Source organism: Mixta tenebrionis, assembly GCF_006517625.1.
Taxonomy (GTDB): Bacteria; Pseudomonadota; Gammaproteobacteria; order Enterobacterales; family Enterobacteriaceae; genus Mixta; species Mixta tenebrionis.
Window position 1 is genome coordinate 1 of record NZ_VHQI01000016.1, and the last position, 14677, is coordinate 14677.

A 14677-nucleotide genomic window follows, 5' to 3' on the forward strand; every position below is an offset into this window, starting at 1 on the left:
TGGGGATTGGCTATCTCTATGCTAAAGCGGCGCTGGAAGGCGGAAATTAGCGAAAGCGCAAAATATCCGGGACGCTGTCAAACCAGGGATCGGCGGCGTTTAGCGGCTGCATCGCCTGCGCGTTAAGCGTGGCGAAATCGATCTGGCGCAGCAGCTGAGCGACAGGCGAAGCTGAACGCACCACCAGCACGGCGCTGGATAAGGTTTCCGCCAGCGCCAGCGCCTGAGGATTATCCAGCGGCTTAATGGTTAAGCCGATCTTCTCCAGCGGGATCAGCGATGGCTCCTGGTGCCAGACGCCGGTATCGATCTCACCGAGGAAAACGGAGCGCGGCAGCAGGGTAAAATCCACTTCGATGTAGTCACAGGCTTGTTCAGGGAACTGCGCTCTGGTTAAGCGCTGATGGTCGCTGGAGTGAAAATCGATGCCCACGCGCAGGCGCTTTGCCGGCGCGGCGTCGGTTTTTTCCACCACCACCAGGCTTTCCGGGCGGTAGTAGCTGCCGTTGCCCACCTCGAACAGTTCGAAGCCGCGATCGGCGGCATCCGCCATCAACTTTTGCGCCGAGCCGGAGGAGATAACCATGATGTCCGCCTCGCCCTGCTGGAAGGCGGCCAGACGAGAGCGCGCGCCGCGCAGATAGCCGACGGTAGTCACCACGTCCCACTGGCGGCACTGCTGCACGAACGCCGAAGCGACCTGCGTCGCCTCACGCGAGCCGCGCGGCGGCAGCAACATATGCACCGGTGGCATACGCGCCGCGTCCCACAGCAGCGGAAAATCCCAGGAGACCACGAAGGTCCCCTGATGACCGCGTGAAACCAGGCTGACCGCGCCCGATTTCTTCAGTTCCTGTAGCGCTTTTTGCACCGTGCCGGAGCCTATCTCCAGAACATCCTGAAACCAGGAGGTGGTCGGCAAACGACCGGACAATCCCAGCGAGAGGATGGTCCGCGCAATAAACGCTACCGGAGAAAGCTGCTTCGCATCATGTGCAATAACCGTCATTGTTTCCGTCGACTCTTACTGTTCCAGAAACCGCAGTGCCTGCTCAACGCTTTGCTTCTCATGTACGACGGCGTTGAGCGCACGAAGAACCCCGGCGGGCCGCTGCGCGCGGAAGATACGTCGTCCAAACATTACCCCGCTCGCGCCTGCCTGCATCGCGTCTGCCGCCAGCTGCAATGTTGAGTGCGGATCTTCGCCGCCGGCGCCGCCTGCAAGCAGTACCGGAGTATAACAGGTGCTTGTTACAGCAGCAAAATCCTCCACGGAGCCGGGCCACAGCGCTTTCACCAGATCGGCGCCGATATCCGCGGCGATGCGGCAATACATGCTCATCACTTTGGCGCTGAGCGCGTCGGGATCGATACCTTCCAGCGCCGAACGCGGCTCAATGATCACCGCAATGCCGTGACGTTCGCATTCGCGTACGATGCGGGTATTGCGCGCGATTTCCGCCTGCTCCAGCGCCGTATCTTTCTGCCCCAGATACATATAGGTCATTACCGCGTCGATACCGCAGGCCGCGACGTCGCCAATCTCAGCCAGCTGCGCCAGCACCCCTTCGCTGCGTCCATCTTTACCCGGCGTATAGATGGCGCGCGCATGGTTTTTCCAGTCAAGATGCAGCACAAAACCGGGACGATCGCGGCCGATAAAGGTATTTTCCACCAGCGGAATCATCCCCGGCGAGACCATCACGCCGTCGGCGGCGCGCAGCTGAGCGAAGACGGTTTCAATTTCGTTGCGCGTTTTCAGCCCTGACGGCGGCCCGGCCATTACGCCGTGGGAGGCGGCAACCACCACTGCGCGTCCGGTTTCCGGGCGCAGGATACGACCTAAACGAACAGCCTTTCCGGTTCTTGAATCCATTTTGATCCCCTTCACAAAGTTGAGATGTTGGCAAAAAGCAATTTGCAGCTTTCTGCAAATTGATCGTATATTAGCCGTCAATCCGATGTCAATGAAATATGCCCTGTGCGTTTCAACCCTTCAGAGGCGCCAGAATCTTTTCCTAAATTGTGAATGCAGGAGTTTGTATGTCTGACATTTCCCATCTCGTTTCCGCCTTAAAAAACCTGTTGCCTGAATCCCAGGTATTAACCGACAGCGATACGCTTCAGGCGTCAAGCCATGATACCTGGCCGCTCTCTACCAAGCTGCGGCGCTTAGGGTGCCATGATTATCAGGCGGATGTCGTGGTTAAGGTCACCGACGAGCGGCAAATTCAGCAGGTTCTGGCGCTGGCGACGGCGCACGATACGCCGGTTACGCCGCGGGCGCTGGCCTCTTCCGTCACCGGGCAGCCGCTGCCGACGCGCGGCGGCATCGTGCTCGATTTAACCGGCATGAAAAATGAACGCGATGTGAATACCACCAACCTGACGGTAGAAGTCTCCGCCGGCTATAACGGCGGCAAGCTGGAAGATGAGCTGCAGGCGATGGGCTGGACGCTCGGCCATTCGCCGCAGTCTTTATATCAATCCAGCGTCGGCGGCTGGCTCTCCACGCTGGCGACCGGCCAGTTCTCCTCTTACTACGGCGGCATTGAGGATCTGATCACCGCCTACACCGTTATCCTCGCCACCGGTGAAAAAATTCGCCTGAAAGCCTCGCCGCGTGCGGCGATGGGGCCGGATCTGCGCCAGCTGTTTATCGGCGCTGAAGGTACGTTAGGCATCGTCACTTCGGTACAGCTGAAAATTTTCCCGCTGCCGCAGACGCGCCTGTTCGATTCGCTGGAGCTGCCGTCGGTCGACGCGGGGCTGAAAATTATGCGCGAGCAGGCGATGGCTGGCCTGCGCCCGTTCCTGCTGCGTCTTTACGATACCGCCGAAGCGCGTCATGCCATGCAGAATCCGGCGCAGGACAAACCGGTAATGTTCCTGGGCGCCCAGGGCGTTGAAGCGGTGGCCCGCGCCGAGATGGATGCCTTTATGGCTATCGTTCAGCGCCACGGCGGCAAATCTGTCGGCCCGCAAGGGGTGCTGAAGTGGATGGATCGCCGCTTTGATTTCTCCACCGTGGAAAACCTGCTGGATACCACCGGCGGCTTCGCGGAAACCATTGAAATTGCGCACACCTGGGACGGCATCGCGGGCCTCTATCACGACCTGAATAAAATGCTGACGCCGCTGGCGGGCGAGGTGCTGTCGCACTTCTCGCACGTCTACCCGCAGGGCACTTCCATGTACATGATTCTGCTGGGTCAGGAAAAAACCGACGCCGAAGCGGTAGAGAAGCTGCGCACCATCTGGCGCGAGACAATGCGCGTCTGTCTGGAGCACAATGCCGAGCTTTCGCATCACCACGGCGGCGGCCTGGTGCGTTCGCCCTACGCTCGCGAATCGCTCGGCTCTGCGCATTTACTGCTGCGCCGCCTGAAACATGCGCTCGATCCGAACGGCGTTCTGAACCCAGGCAAGCTGGGGCTGTAATTTGATAATTGAGGGTAATCACGATGTGGTTTCTCGGCATTGATATTGGCACCACACATATAAAAGTTATCGGTATTAGCGAAGAAGGCGCGCTGCTGCCGGTGAAAAAGTGCCGTACGCCCGTTACGCAGCATAACGGGCTGACCTTTCACGATGCGCAGGCGGTATGGCAGCTTCTGTCGGCGCTGATTGTTGATTACGCCAACAGCGAGGCCCGCGCCTGCGGCCCGCTGGCGGCGGTGTCCATCGGCACATTCGGTCAGGAGGAGTCGGTAGCCGTTAACCAGCGAGGGGAGGTGATTTACCCTTCGCTGGCGTGGTGGGAGAACTATCCCGTCGCGGCGCTGGCGGCCGATACGCACCGCTGGCTCGACAGTCAGCAGCACTATCGGATATCCGGTATGCGCTCGCGCCCGAACCAAAGCCCGGAACGGCTGAGCTGGATCCGCCAACATCATGCGGATATCTGGCAGCAAACCGAGCGCTGGGTGGATTTCGGCAGTTATGTTATGTGGCGCCTCACCGGGGAATGGCGTGCGCCCACTTCGCAAATCACCCACTCACAGTGCGTTGATTTGCAAACCATGCAGCTGCATGAGCCGACGCTGGAACGGCTGGGGCTGCGCCCTGAGCTGTTTTCCGCGATGGCGGATACCGGCCAGTGCTGCGGCGAGATTCGTGCGCAATCGCTGCCGGGCGTGGCGCTCGGCCAGGGCGCCTGCGTTTTTGTCGGCGGGCACGATCAAATCGTCGGCGCCTGGGCGGTGCAAAATCGCCAGCCGACCCACGTTTTTGACTCCATCGGCACCTCGGAATATCTGATGGTGCTGACGCCTCACTTCCCTGATACGCCTGTCGCCTGGCAGCTTGGCGTGGATATTGAACGCACCTGGCAGGCGGGAGAGTTCGTCATGGGGTGCGCCACGCCTTCCGGCAAGATTATTCAGACGCTGGCGGAGCTGCTCTATCAGGGCGATTACGACCGGCTGTTTAGCGATCTGCTGGAGGGCCAGCGCGCGCCCGGCCTTGCCGTTTCCGTCAATGAAAATGAAGCGCAGGGGCTGTTCTCGCTGCACCACCTGAACGCCGGCGTGCGGCCAGCGGATATCGTACAGGCGACGCTGAACCATATTGCCGATCGCGCTTTTATGCTGCTGACCCAGATGTGCGAAACCGGCGCGATTCGTCCGCAGGATGCGGTGCTGATGGGTTCTCTGTTCCAGCGCCCGGAGATGCTGGAACATCGTAAGCGTCGCTGGAAAATGCCGCTTTACGTCAGCGAGCTGGCTGAGCCGGTCGCCACCGGCGCCGCCATGATCGCCCGCGAAAGCTGGCTTATTGCTCATCACCGGGAGGATCGACTGTGAACGTGATTATCGCCTCACTGAATACCGCTATCGAACGTCTGCTGCTGGTGGAGGAGCAACGCCCCGGCGTTGTGCATCGCCTGCTGGATGATAAAACCCTGGCGGGCGGCAAGGGGGTCAACGTGGCGCGCGTGCTGCGTCAGCTACAGGCGCAGCTGCCCAACGCGCCTGAGCCGCTGCTGCTTGGCTTTCTCGGCGGCGCCACGGGCCGCCTGTGCCGCGAGCTGCTGGAGCAGGAGCGGCTGGAGGGACGCTGGTGCGTTATCTCCGGCAGCACGCGCATCTGCGAAGTGGTTACCGAGAAGCAGGCGCCGGAAAAAGCCAGCGTTTACAACGCCGCCGGTCCGGCGATTCAGCCTGACGAACATCAGCAGCTGCACGCCATGCTGGCGAAAGAGATGCCGCACGCCAGCGCGGTAATCTGCACCGGCTCGCTGGCGAAAAACCTGGCGCCGGACGAATACGGGCGCTGGATAACCCTGGCGCGCGAGCATGGCGTGCTGTCGCTGCTCGATACGCATGGCCCGGCGCTGCTGCAGTCCGCCGCCATGCTGCCCGATATCATCAAAATTAACCGCGATGAGCTACGCCAGGTAAAAGAGGCGTCCGGGGAAAACCTGCCGGAAAGCTGGCTGGCGCAGGGGGTACGCTGCGTCATTATCACCGACGGCCAGCGGCCGACGCTGGCGCTGACGCCGGACGGCGCTTTTGAAATTACCTCGCCCGCCGTGACCACCGTTAGCGCGGTAGGCTCCGGCGACGCCTACTGCGCCGGACTGATCGCCAGCCTGCTGGCTCAACCGCAGGCGGGCTGGGCGCAGCACCTGACGCTGGCGGCGGCCTGCGGCGCGGCGAACGCCGCCAGCCCCACGGCCGGACTGGCGCCTGACGTCAGCCTGAAGGCGCTGCAGCAGGCCTGCGCTATACGCGCAATCACACCATCGCCACGCTCACCCGCCTGATAACGGAGAGTTTTATGGTCAGTCACGCACATGTCTCAGCAAAAACCACCTGGATGCGCAACGTTCTGCTGATCTCGCTGGTTACCGCCGTCGGCGGATTTTTGTTTGGGTTTGATAACGGCAGTATTTCCGGTTCCGTTGGCTTTTTACAGGAAAGGTTCACGCTGGATGCCGATGGCATCGGATGGGTGACCTCATCGATTATTGTCGGCTGTATTATCGGCGTTGCGATAGCCGGCCCGCTTTCTGACGCGGCGGGAAGGAAAAAAGTTCTGCTGCTGACGGCGCTGATTTTCATCTTCGGCGTGCTGGGCGAAGCGCTGGCCTCGTCGCCGGAGATGCTGGTGTGGTTTCGTATTCTGGTCGGCATCGGTATCGGGCTGGAAACCACGGTAGCGCCGCTCTATATCGCTGAAGTCTCCCCGGCGCATATCCGCGGGCGGCTGGTTTCGCTTAACCAGCTTTTTAACTGCGTCGGTAACCTGACGGTGTTTGCTATCGCCGCGATTATCGCCAGCCAGGCCAGCGAGGCGTGGAATATTGAGTACGGCTGGCGGGTGATTTTCGCCACCGGCATCGTGCCGGCGATTGTTTTCCTGCTGCTGCTGGCCTGGGTGCCGGAAAGCCCGCGCTGGCTGGTGCGTAAAGGGCGCGATGAGCAGGGGCTGGATGTGCTGCGTCAGATTAACCCGGACGAAGCGGCCGCCAGGGAACAGCTGAAGGCGATTAAAGCCGCGCTGCGCAATGAGCACTCGGCGCGCCTGAGCGATCTGTTCGCTCCGCGGCTGCGCAAGGCGCTGGCGATCGGCTTCTGCGTGGCCCTTTTCCAGCAGATAACCGGTATTAACGCCATCTTCTACTACGCGCCGGAGATCTTTAAAAGCGCGGGCGTCAACGTCAGCGGCGCGATGTCTTTTACCGTACTGATTGGCCTGACGCTGGTTATCTCTACGCTGGTTTCCATGTGGATTATCGATAAGGTCGGGCGGCGGACGCTGCTGATTTTCGGTTCGCTGGGCATGGCTATCGCTCTTGGCTGTACCGGTATGCTGTTCCGCGCCAGCGAAACGCACACCATCCTGCTGCTGATTTGTATCCTGGCCTACGTTGCGGTGTTCGCTGTCTCTTACGGTACGGTCGCCTGGGTAATTATCGCGGAAATTTTTCCGATTCACGTGCGCGGCGTTGCCGTATCCATTGCGACGTTCGCCTTGTGGGGCGGTAATTTTCTGGTATCCCGCTTTTTCCCGGTGCTGGTAGAAAATATTAGTGCGGCCAACACCTTCTTTATTTTCGCCGGTATTTCCGTGGTCGCTTTACTTTTTGTCTTAGCCATGGTGCCGGAAACAAAAGGTAAAACGCTGGAGGAAATTGAGCTGGAAATGCACGGAAAAGAATAAATTAAATTTTAAATCAACGGATGGAAAACGGCTTAATACCTTAGCCCTTACTCTACTTATTAACTGAAAATAATACCGGAGAACATCATGAGACCTGGGAAAATCCTACACCCGCAGATCGCCTCGGCGCTGGCCAGCCTCGGCCACGGCGATATTGTTCTGGTTACCGATGCGGGCGCGCCGGTTCCGGCCGATGCTAACCGCATCGATCTGGCGTTCTGCGCGGGCACGGTGGATTTATTTACAATATTACGCGTGCTGCGCCAGGAAATATTTATCGAAGAGGTTATTTTTGCCGCTGAAGTACCTGAAAGTAACCCTAAACTTTTGCGCGACGTTACGGAAATTTTTACCGGATCGGGCGCAGACTTTACCTTAATACCTCATCAGAAACTGGTTGCGGAGATCTATAGCGCGGCGAGGGTGGTTATTCGCTCCGGCTCATTAATGCCGTGGGGTAATTTTGCTCTGGTCGCCAGTACCGATCCTGATGCCTGGTTTGATGATTCAATGAAAATGATCCCGGAATATAAAGCGAGATCGGAGCGTATCAAAAATAACGCCGTCCCCAGAATTAAAAAATAATCACGGGTGAACATATGAAAACAACATATCGTATGAGCTATAGGCTGTCTTTTATTGCGTCATTAGCCGGTTTGTTGTACGGGTTTGACTCTGCCGTTATTGCAGGTGCAATCTCGCACCTGAGCAGATACTTTTCCCTCGATGCGATGGGCACCGGGTGGGCGGTCTCTTCCGTGGTGCTCGGCTTTATGATTGGCGCTTTCAGCGGGCAATTTATTACCAACGCGCTGGGCAGGAAAAAAGCGCTGATTATTACCGGGCTGCTGGTCTTTTTATCGGGCGTGTTCACCGCGTTTCCCTATAACTTCACGCTGTTTATTATTTTCAGAATCATCGGCGGTATTGGCGTCGGGCTGGGTTCCGCTACTGCTCCGGTCTATATCGGCGAAATATCAGCACAGAAGATACGCGGCAAAACGCTGGGCTTTTATCAGATGATGATCGCCTTCGGCATACTGGCGGTGTATATGGTTAACGCGCTGGTTGCCAGCTGGACGACCGATCCTGAGTGGGCTACGCAATATTCCTGGCGTTTTATGCTGGGAGCGATGGCGCTGCCCGGCTGCCTGTTTATGATCCTCGCCTTCTTTTTACCGGAATCTCCGCGCTGGCTGATTAATAAAAACCGCGAAGAAGAAGCCAGCGCCATTATTAAATATGTTAACGGGCAGGAATATGATAGCGCAGCGGCTATCGCCGAGATCAAAGGCTCTTTCCAGAATAAGAGCCCTGCTGATAAAAGTGAAAGCATCCTGTCGAAAAAATATCGCCGGGTATCGCTTACCGTGCTGACAATGGCGCTGCTGGCGAACCTGTGCGGCATCAACGCCGTGCTCTATTACGGCAACGTGCTGTTTGAAAACATCGGCATCGCCAGCGAAAAAACCGCCTACTATCAGCAGATTGTTATCGGCGTTGCCTTTTTCGCCGCAGCGGTCTGGGCGGTATATCGCGTGGAAAAATATGGGCGGCGTAAACTGCTGATCGTAGGCTCCTTTGTCTGCTTCTTATCGATCACGCTGCTGGGCATATTAATCTGGCTGGGGATCTCCAGCCTGTTTATGCTGGCGATCATGATTATCTATATTCTGTTTTTCGGCGGCACCGTCGGCCCCATCCTGTGGATCATTATTCCGGAGCTGGCGCCGAACCTGATACGTGACAAGCTGATGTCCTGGGCCACGCTGCTGATCTGGACCGGCAGCTTTATCGTTTCACAAACCTTCCCGATGCTGACCAACAGCGAACTGCTTAACCGGCTGTTTAACGGCAGCTTTCCGTTCTTTATGTATGGCTTCTGCTGCCTGCTGTGGTTCCTGCTGAACCTTTTCTTCGTGACCGAAACCAAAGATAAATCACTGGAGCAAATCAGCGCGGAAATGAGTAAAGCCTGAAGCGGCTGCCTGTGGCAAACCGGTCAGCCAGGCTGTCGGCCGGTTACGTCAGCTTTTTATAACGCCTTTATTTTGCGCGAAAATGCGCCGGTAACAGGCTGAAGAGAGCTGGCCGTTAGCAATTTGCCAGCAAATCAGCAACAGGATCATATTATAATTTCGCTAATTTTAAACAGCGTTTAATATTACTGGCCGCAAGGCGTGATTTTTAATCGCGCTTCCGGCGCCAGCCGCAGCAAAATAGCGTTAGCGCGCGCTCCGCTGACAACAATATAACACCCACCCTGCGCCGCCTGCTTTTCATCAGGAGATTAAGAGCGGTTTTCCAACTGGCTATTAATCCGTCACGTGGGTAAAATCCCTCATCTGCATATAACGTAAATAATTGCCTGTTTCATGGCGGAATTTTTCCCAAAAGGCGGATCGCCCGGTGACGTTTAAAGAACTGCTAAAATTTTTATTCCCTGAATGGCAAATCTTCTCGTTTATTAAACAATATGGCTTAACTGCCAGAGCGCAAGCGCCGTCGTCGGAGCCGCCATTACGGCAACAGCAAGCCGGAGCCTCAGCGCAGGCGTCCCAGAGCGCAACGCCCGGCGGCAGGCGCGATCAAGCCGCTTCCGCCTCGTCCCGCAGCGCTAATAAGATAAAAAACGGTGAACTGAACCGTAAATTTAACGCTATCGGCGCAGATCTCACACAGCATATTGTCGGTCAGCTACAGTGCCAGGCCCGCCTGCTGCGCGCGTTTAAGCGCCCGTTTGTGGCGGGGCGCGACAGCCTGATGCCAGCGAATACGCTTTTTCTGCTGGGCGGAGAAAGCTCCGGCAGAAATACCCTGATCGTGCAGATCGCCAGGCAGCTGGCGGAGCGGGCGTTGATCCAGCACGATCGCGTCAGGCGTTTAGATCTGGCGCGCTATGCCAGCGCGGGCGATGAGCAGAACTTTCTTCAGGAGCTAGGCAATACGCTGCGCGGCCCGGCTGAGATCGTTGTTTTTGAACATTTTGAGCAGTGCGCGGATAGCTATCTGCGGCCGCTGGCGCAGCTGGTCACCAGCGGACAATATCAATCTATGCGCGCCGGGGGCGACGCTACTCTGCTGACGGCCAGGGGAAAATATCTGGTATTTATCAGCAGCGTGCGTGAAAGCGTGATATCAGAAACGTTTGGCGGCCCGTTTATGCAGGCGGTAAACGATGTGATTAGCGTGGATGACTACACGCCTGGCGAAATTAAACAGCTGACGCTGCGCTTTCTTAACGACCTGGAGCAGCGCAGCCAGAAGAACCTGCAATTTACGCTCTATTACGACGATGAGTTAGTGCAGCACTGTACGGCGAGATACAGCAAAAAGCAGGGGCTGATAGCGATTCGCCACTACCTGCAAGAGACGATCTATAAGGCGCTGGTTGAGTATCGCCTGCAGGATAACGCCGCCGGCGACGGCAAGCTCTATCTGGCGGTTATTGACGATGCGCTGGCGATCAGGCCGGGATCGCCTACGGCGCAGCCTGTCTGCCTGGATGCGCTGCTTCCCAACCGGCAAAACAGCAGCCTGCTGGCGGTTCAGCAGGAGCTGCAGGCGGTGATCGGGCTGCACAGCGTGAAAGAGTATGTGCTGGGGCTGGAGAATAACGCCAGCATCCAAAAGCGCCGAGAGAAGGCGGGCTATAAATCGTCTCCGGTTTCGATGCATATGATTTTTACCGGCAATCCGGGAACCGGTAAAACCATGATGGCGCGTATCGTCGCCAGATATTTAAAAGCCATTGGCGTGCTGACCGGCGGCCAGCTGAAAGAGGTTACCCGCGCGGATCTGGTGGGGCAGTATGTTGGACATACGGCCAGGCTGACCAACGAGGTCATCCAGTCCGCGCTGGGGGGCGTGCTGTTTATTGATGAAGCCTATGCGCTGTGTCGCGATCGCCATGACGTTTTCGGCATTGAGGCGGTTGATGCGCTGGTAAAAGGAATAGAAGACCATCGCGACAATCTGGTGGTGATTCTGGCCGGCTATAGCGATGAAATGCAGACCTTCCTGCAGGCTAACAGCGGCCTGAAATCGCGCTTCCCGAACCTGATTCATTTTGATGATTACAGCGCCGATGAGATGCTGAAAATCGCCGGCCTCACGGCGCGCGCTAAAGGCTATGTAATTGACGACGCCTGCAATGAGCCGCTGCTTCGCCAGTTTGAAAAGAGCCAGATTAAAGGGCGCAACGACAGCGGCAACGGGCGGCTGGTCAGAAATATTATTGAGGGCGCTATCGTCGAACAGTCCAGACGCCTGGCGCGCGAGCCGAAGGCCGATATGGGGCTGCTGCTGGCGGAAGATTTCAAATTTGTCCGGCATCAGGATTTTGATTTAGAAAGCGTGCTGGCGTCGATCGTCGGCCTGGAGAGCGTGAAACAGGCGATTCGCGCCCAGCACGCCATGCTGCTGGCCGCAGAGAAACGGCGTAAGGCGGAGGTGGTGGTCGATATCCGACAGTCGCTCAATATCATCTTTACCGGTAATCCCGGCACCGGTAAAACCACTATTGCGCGCGTGATGGCCGCCATGTTTAAAGATATGGGGCTGCTGAAGCAGGGCCAGCTTATTGAAACCGACCGCAGCGGCCTGGTTTCCGAGTATTACGGTAAAACGGCGGAAAAAACCGCCGCTATCGTCAAGAGCGCGCTGGGCGGCGTACTGTTTATTGATGAAGCCTATTCGCTCTCCGCCAGCCGCCCTGGCGATAAAGAAGCGATCGATACGCTGGTGAAGCTTATTGAAGATTATCGCGGCGAACTGGTGGTGATTCTCGCCGGCTATAAGAAAGAAATGGCCGACTTTATGAAGAATAACTCCGGGCTGGAATCGCGCTTTCCGCTGGTTATTCACTTCCCGGACTACTCGGCAGAAGAGCTGTACCATATCGCCCTGTTGCAGGTAGCGCGTAAAGGCTTCCGGCTTACTGAACAGGCGCAGGCCAGGCTGCATGAGTCGGTAGCGGCGGCAAGCCGAAGCGCCTCCGCCTCATCCGGCAACGGGCGCATGGTGCGTAATATGCTGGAGAAAATTTTGCGCAATCAATCGGCGCGTATAGCGACTACCGAGGTGGCGGCGGCCGATTTGACCACCATCCTGCCGGAAGATATCGGCACGGCGCGGCCGGCGGAGCAAGCCTACGATCTGGAGGCGGTGCTCAACGATATTATCGGGCTGAACGAGGTTAAAACCTATATCCGCAGCCTCTATGCCCGGCTGCGGGTGCTGAGCGAGCGACGCAAAATGGGCCTGCCCGTCGACGGCAGCCAGACCCTGCATATGATTTTTAAAGGCAATCCCGGCACCGGTAAAACCATGATGGCGCGTATTATCGCCGACGTGCTTTCACATATTCACGTTATTCAGACCAACAACCTGGTTGAAACCGACCGGGCCGGGCTGGTGGCGGGCTATGTGGGGCAGACGGCGATAAAAACCACCGAGAAGGTTCGGGAGGCGATGGACGGCGTGCTGTTTATCGATGAAGCCTACGCTCTTGCGCAGGGCGGCGCCAACGACTTTGGCCGCGAGGCGATCGATACGCTGGTTAAGCTGATGGACGATAACCGCGATCGGCTGGTGGTCATCCTGGCAGGCTACAGCCAGAACATGGATGCATTTCTGGCAATGAACCCCGGCCTCAAATCGCGCTTCCCTAATATTATTCAGTTTGATGATTACAGCGTGGACGAACTGATGCGCATTGCCGACCAGCTTTATCAGAAACGCGGCTACGTGCTGGAAGAGGCGGCGCGGCAGAAGATGCGGGCGCTGTTTACGCAGGCGGTCAGCGAAACGGCGTTCGGCAACGGGCGCTACGTGCGTAACGTTTTTGAAAAATCATTAAACCAGCAGGCGCTAAGGTTAAGCACCGATCCGGATCTGACGCGGGAAGAGCTGATTACAATCGAGGCCAGCGATATTATCGCGCGCCAGGAATAAAGGAAGCGCCGGCGACGGAACAGCAACAGGTCGCCAGCCTCCCTCTGTTAAACATTTTTTATAAATAAGGTAGCCGATGAATTATCAAGAGCGCCCTGCGCCAGGCATCTTCGCCAGGCTCTATTTCCTGTTTTTTATCCTGCCGCTAACGCTGCTGCTGGTTATTACCCCGCTGGGATTTATGATGGATATTTTTACTACTATCAGCAGCGGTTGGGTTCCCGCGTCAAGCGTGGGCGTTCCCTCTTCGATGGTGCAGGCTGTTTTGATGACGTTATTACCGACGTTCTTTTTTGCCCGTCTGCGCAGCCTCTACTGGTATTTTCCGTGGCTGCTGCCCGTGGTGATTATCGGCTCGCTAAACCTGCTTATTTTTGCCGCCGGCGCCGGGCTGCTGTTTAAAGGTTTCGAAGTAATCAACGCAAGCCGTCAGATTATTTTTATTGTTCTCGCCATCGTACAGATTATTGTTTCGCGCCTGGCGATGTGCGCTTATTTTCACTTCAGACCGCTAAAGCCATTGAGTTGATCAGATGAACTTTTTTAAGAAAAACAAGCCAGCGCCATCAGAAGCGCAGTATAAGCACACGCAGCAAGATTCGCAGACCAGGCGGCAACAGGATAAAAATTCCCACAGAGAGCAGGCTGAGGGAAAAGCCGTCAAAAAAAGGAATTTATTCAGCGTGCTGGGCTTTATCGCCCTCGGCGTGCTGGGCGCCACCTTTTATCTGGCGGACAGCGTTCCCCTTGTTGCAACCGGCCAGGAGGCCGCCAGTGCGTTAAATACCGGCGTGTCTGAGACGCTTGGCGCCGGCGTGCGCCTGCTGGAAAACGACGGCAAACAGCTGCCGGGCAGAGACTATAACGTCACGTTTCGCAGCGGAAACGACGCCGGCGACGAGCAGGAAAAGCATAGCGTGGAGCTGCTGGTATGGGATTATGCCGCAGTTGACGGCGATTACGTACAGATCCTTAAAGACCACAGCGCGCTTAGCGATGCCTTTATGATCAAGCATGCGCCGCAACGCTTTCAGCTGAACGTAACGCCAGGCGTGCCGGTGACGTTACAGATTAAAGGCGTTCGGGACGGCGGCGGCGGTATCACCTATGCAGCGATGTTTCACTATAAGCAGCATCACATCACCTTTTATAATCAGGCGCCTGAAGCGGGAAGCAATACTTATACCGTTAATTTAATTCCCTGAGCTGGCAGAAACGAATGCGGTTAGTTATCGCGACGGATGGCGAGGCGGGCTATCGCCATCTGTGCCTTTACTTTTTTCCCGCGCTTATGCCGCACCGTGGCGTATATCAACGCCAGCCTGTCGCGGATTATTTAATATTTAACCATGCGGCCACAGGCGCATACCCGCTGCAACATCGACACATAAATCCAACATTACGATATGTGGTGAAACAATGCGCTGGATAGTGCTTTTTTCATGGTTATTAATTTCACGTTACATGCGCAATAGTGATCATCGTCACAGTTTTACCTCCGGCCAGCGTTAAAATAGCGCTACTTTCAGTTAACCCTTTGAAGGTACCCGTG

At 56.7% G+C, this 14677-nt stretch carries 11 protein-coding genes; 9 read left to right on the forward strand and 2 right to left on the reverse strand.

The window, feature by feature from the left end:
• Nucleotides 1-46: 46 nt before the first annotated feature.
• Nucleotides 47-1009 carry a YhfZ family protein gene (locus FKM52_RS19170; RefSeq protein ID WP_141177764.1) on the reverse strand — a complete coding sequence of 321 codons (963 nt, stop codon included), beginning with the start codon at nt 1007-1009 and terminating at the stop codon, nt 47-49.
• Nucleotides 1010-1024: 15 nt separating this feature from the next.
• Nucleotides 1025-1876, reverse strand: coding sequence for a class I fructose-bisphosphate aldolase (locus FKM52_RS19175; RefSeq protein WP_141177765.1), 852 nt, complete (start codon nt 1874-1876; stop codon nt 1025-1027).
• Nucleotides 1877-2043: 167 nt separating this feature from the next.
• On the opposite strand from FKM52_RS19175, the gene FKM52_RS19180 reads away from it, so the two are divergent.
• From FKM52_RS19180 to FKM52_RS19220, 9 genes are all read left to right on the forward strand, one after another.
• Nucleotides 2044-3441: an FAD-binding oxidoreductase gene (locus FKM52_RS19180; protein WP_141177766.1), complete on the forward strand. Its 1398-nt coding sequence runs from the start codon at nt 2044-2046 to the stop codon at nt 3439-3441.
• Between the two features lie 23 nt (nt 3442-3464).
• Nucleotides 3465-4808 (forward strand): FGGY-family carbohydrate kinase, encoded by a 1344-nt coding sequence (locus tag FKM52_RS19185; RefSeq protein WP_141177767.1) that lies wholly within the window; start codon nt 3465-3467, stop codon nt 4806-4808.
• Entirely contained in the window at nt 4805-5770 is a 966-nt protein-coding gene (locus FKM52_RS19190) for a 1-phosphofructokinase family hexose kinase (protein ID WP_141177768.1), read from the forward strand. The genes FKM52_RS19185 and FKM52_RS19190 overlap by 4 nt, the downstream gene beginning before the upstream one ends.
• 14 nt (nt 5771-5784) lie before the next feature.
• Nucleotides 5785-7170: a sugar porter family MFS transporter gene (locus FKM52_RS19195; RefSeq protein WP_141177769.1), complete on the forward strand. Its 1386-nt coding sequence runs from the start codon at nt 5785-5787 to the stop codon at nt 7168-7170.
• An 87-nt stretch (nt 7171-7257) separates the two neighbouring features.
• Nucleotides 7258-7755 (forward strand): RbsD/FucU domain-containing protein, encoded by a 498-nt coding sequence (locus tag FKM52_RS19200; protein WP_141177770.1) that lies wholly within the window; start codon nt 7258-7260, stop codon nt 7753-7755.
• Nucleotides 7756-7769: 14 nt separating this feature from the next.
• Nucleotides 7770-9149 (forward strand): sugar porter family MFS transporter, encoded by a 1380-nt coding sequence (locus FKM52_RS19205; protein ID WP_141177771.1) that lies wholly within the window; start codon nt 7770-7772, stop codon nt 9147-9149.
• Between the two features lie 430 nt (nt 9150-9579).
• On the forward strand, nt 9580-13125 hold the full coding sequence (locus tag FKM52_RS19210; protein WP_141177772.1) for an AAA family ATPase: 3546 nt from the start codon (nt 9580-9582) through the stop codon (nt 13123-13125).
• Between the two features lie 76 nt (nt 13126-13201).
• Nucleotides 13202-13654, forward strand: a complete 453-nt coding sequence (locus FKM52_RS19215) for a hypothetical protein (protein ID WP_141177773.1) — start codon at nt 13202-13204, stop codon at nt 13652-13654.
• Nucleotides 13655-13808: 154 nt separating this feature from the next.
• On the forward strand, nt 13809-14330 hold the full coding sequence (locus tag FKM52_RS19220) for a hypothetical protein (protein ID WP_141177774.1): 522 nt from the start codon (nt 13809-13811) through the stop codon (nt 14328-14330).
• The last annotated feature ends 347 nt before the right edge of the window (nt 14331-14677 follow it).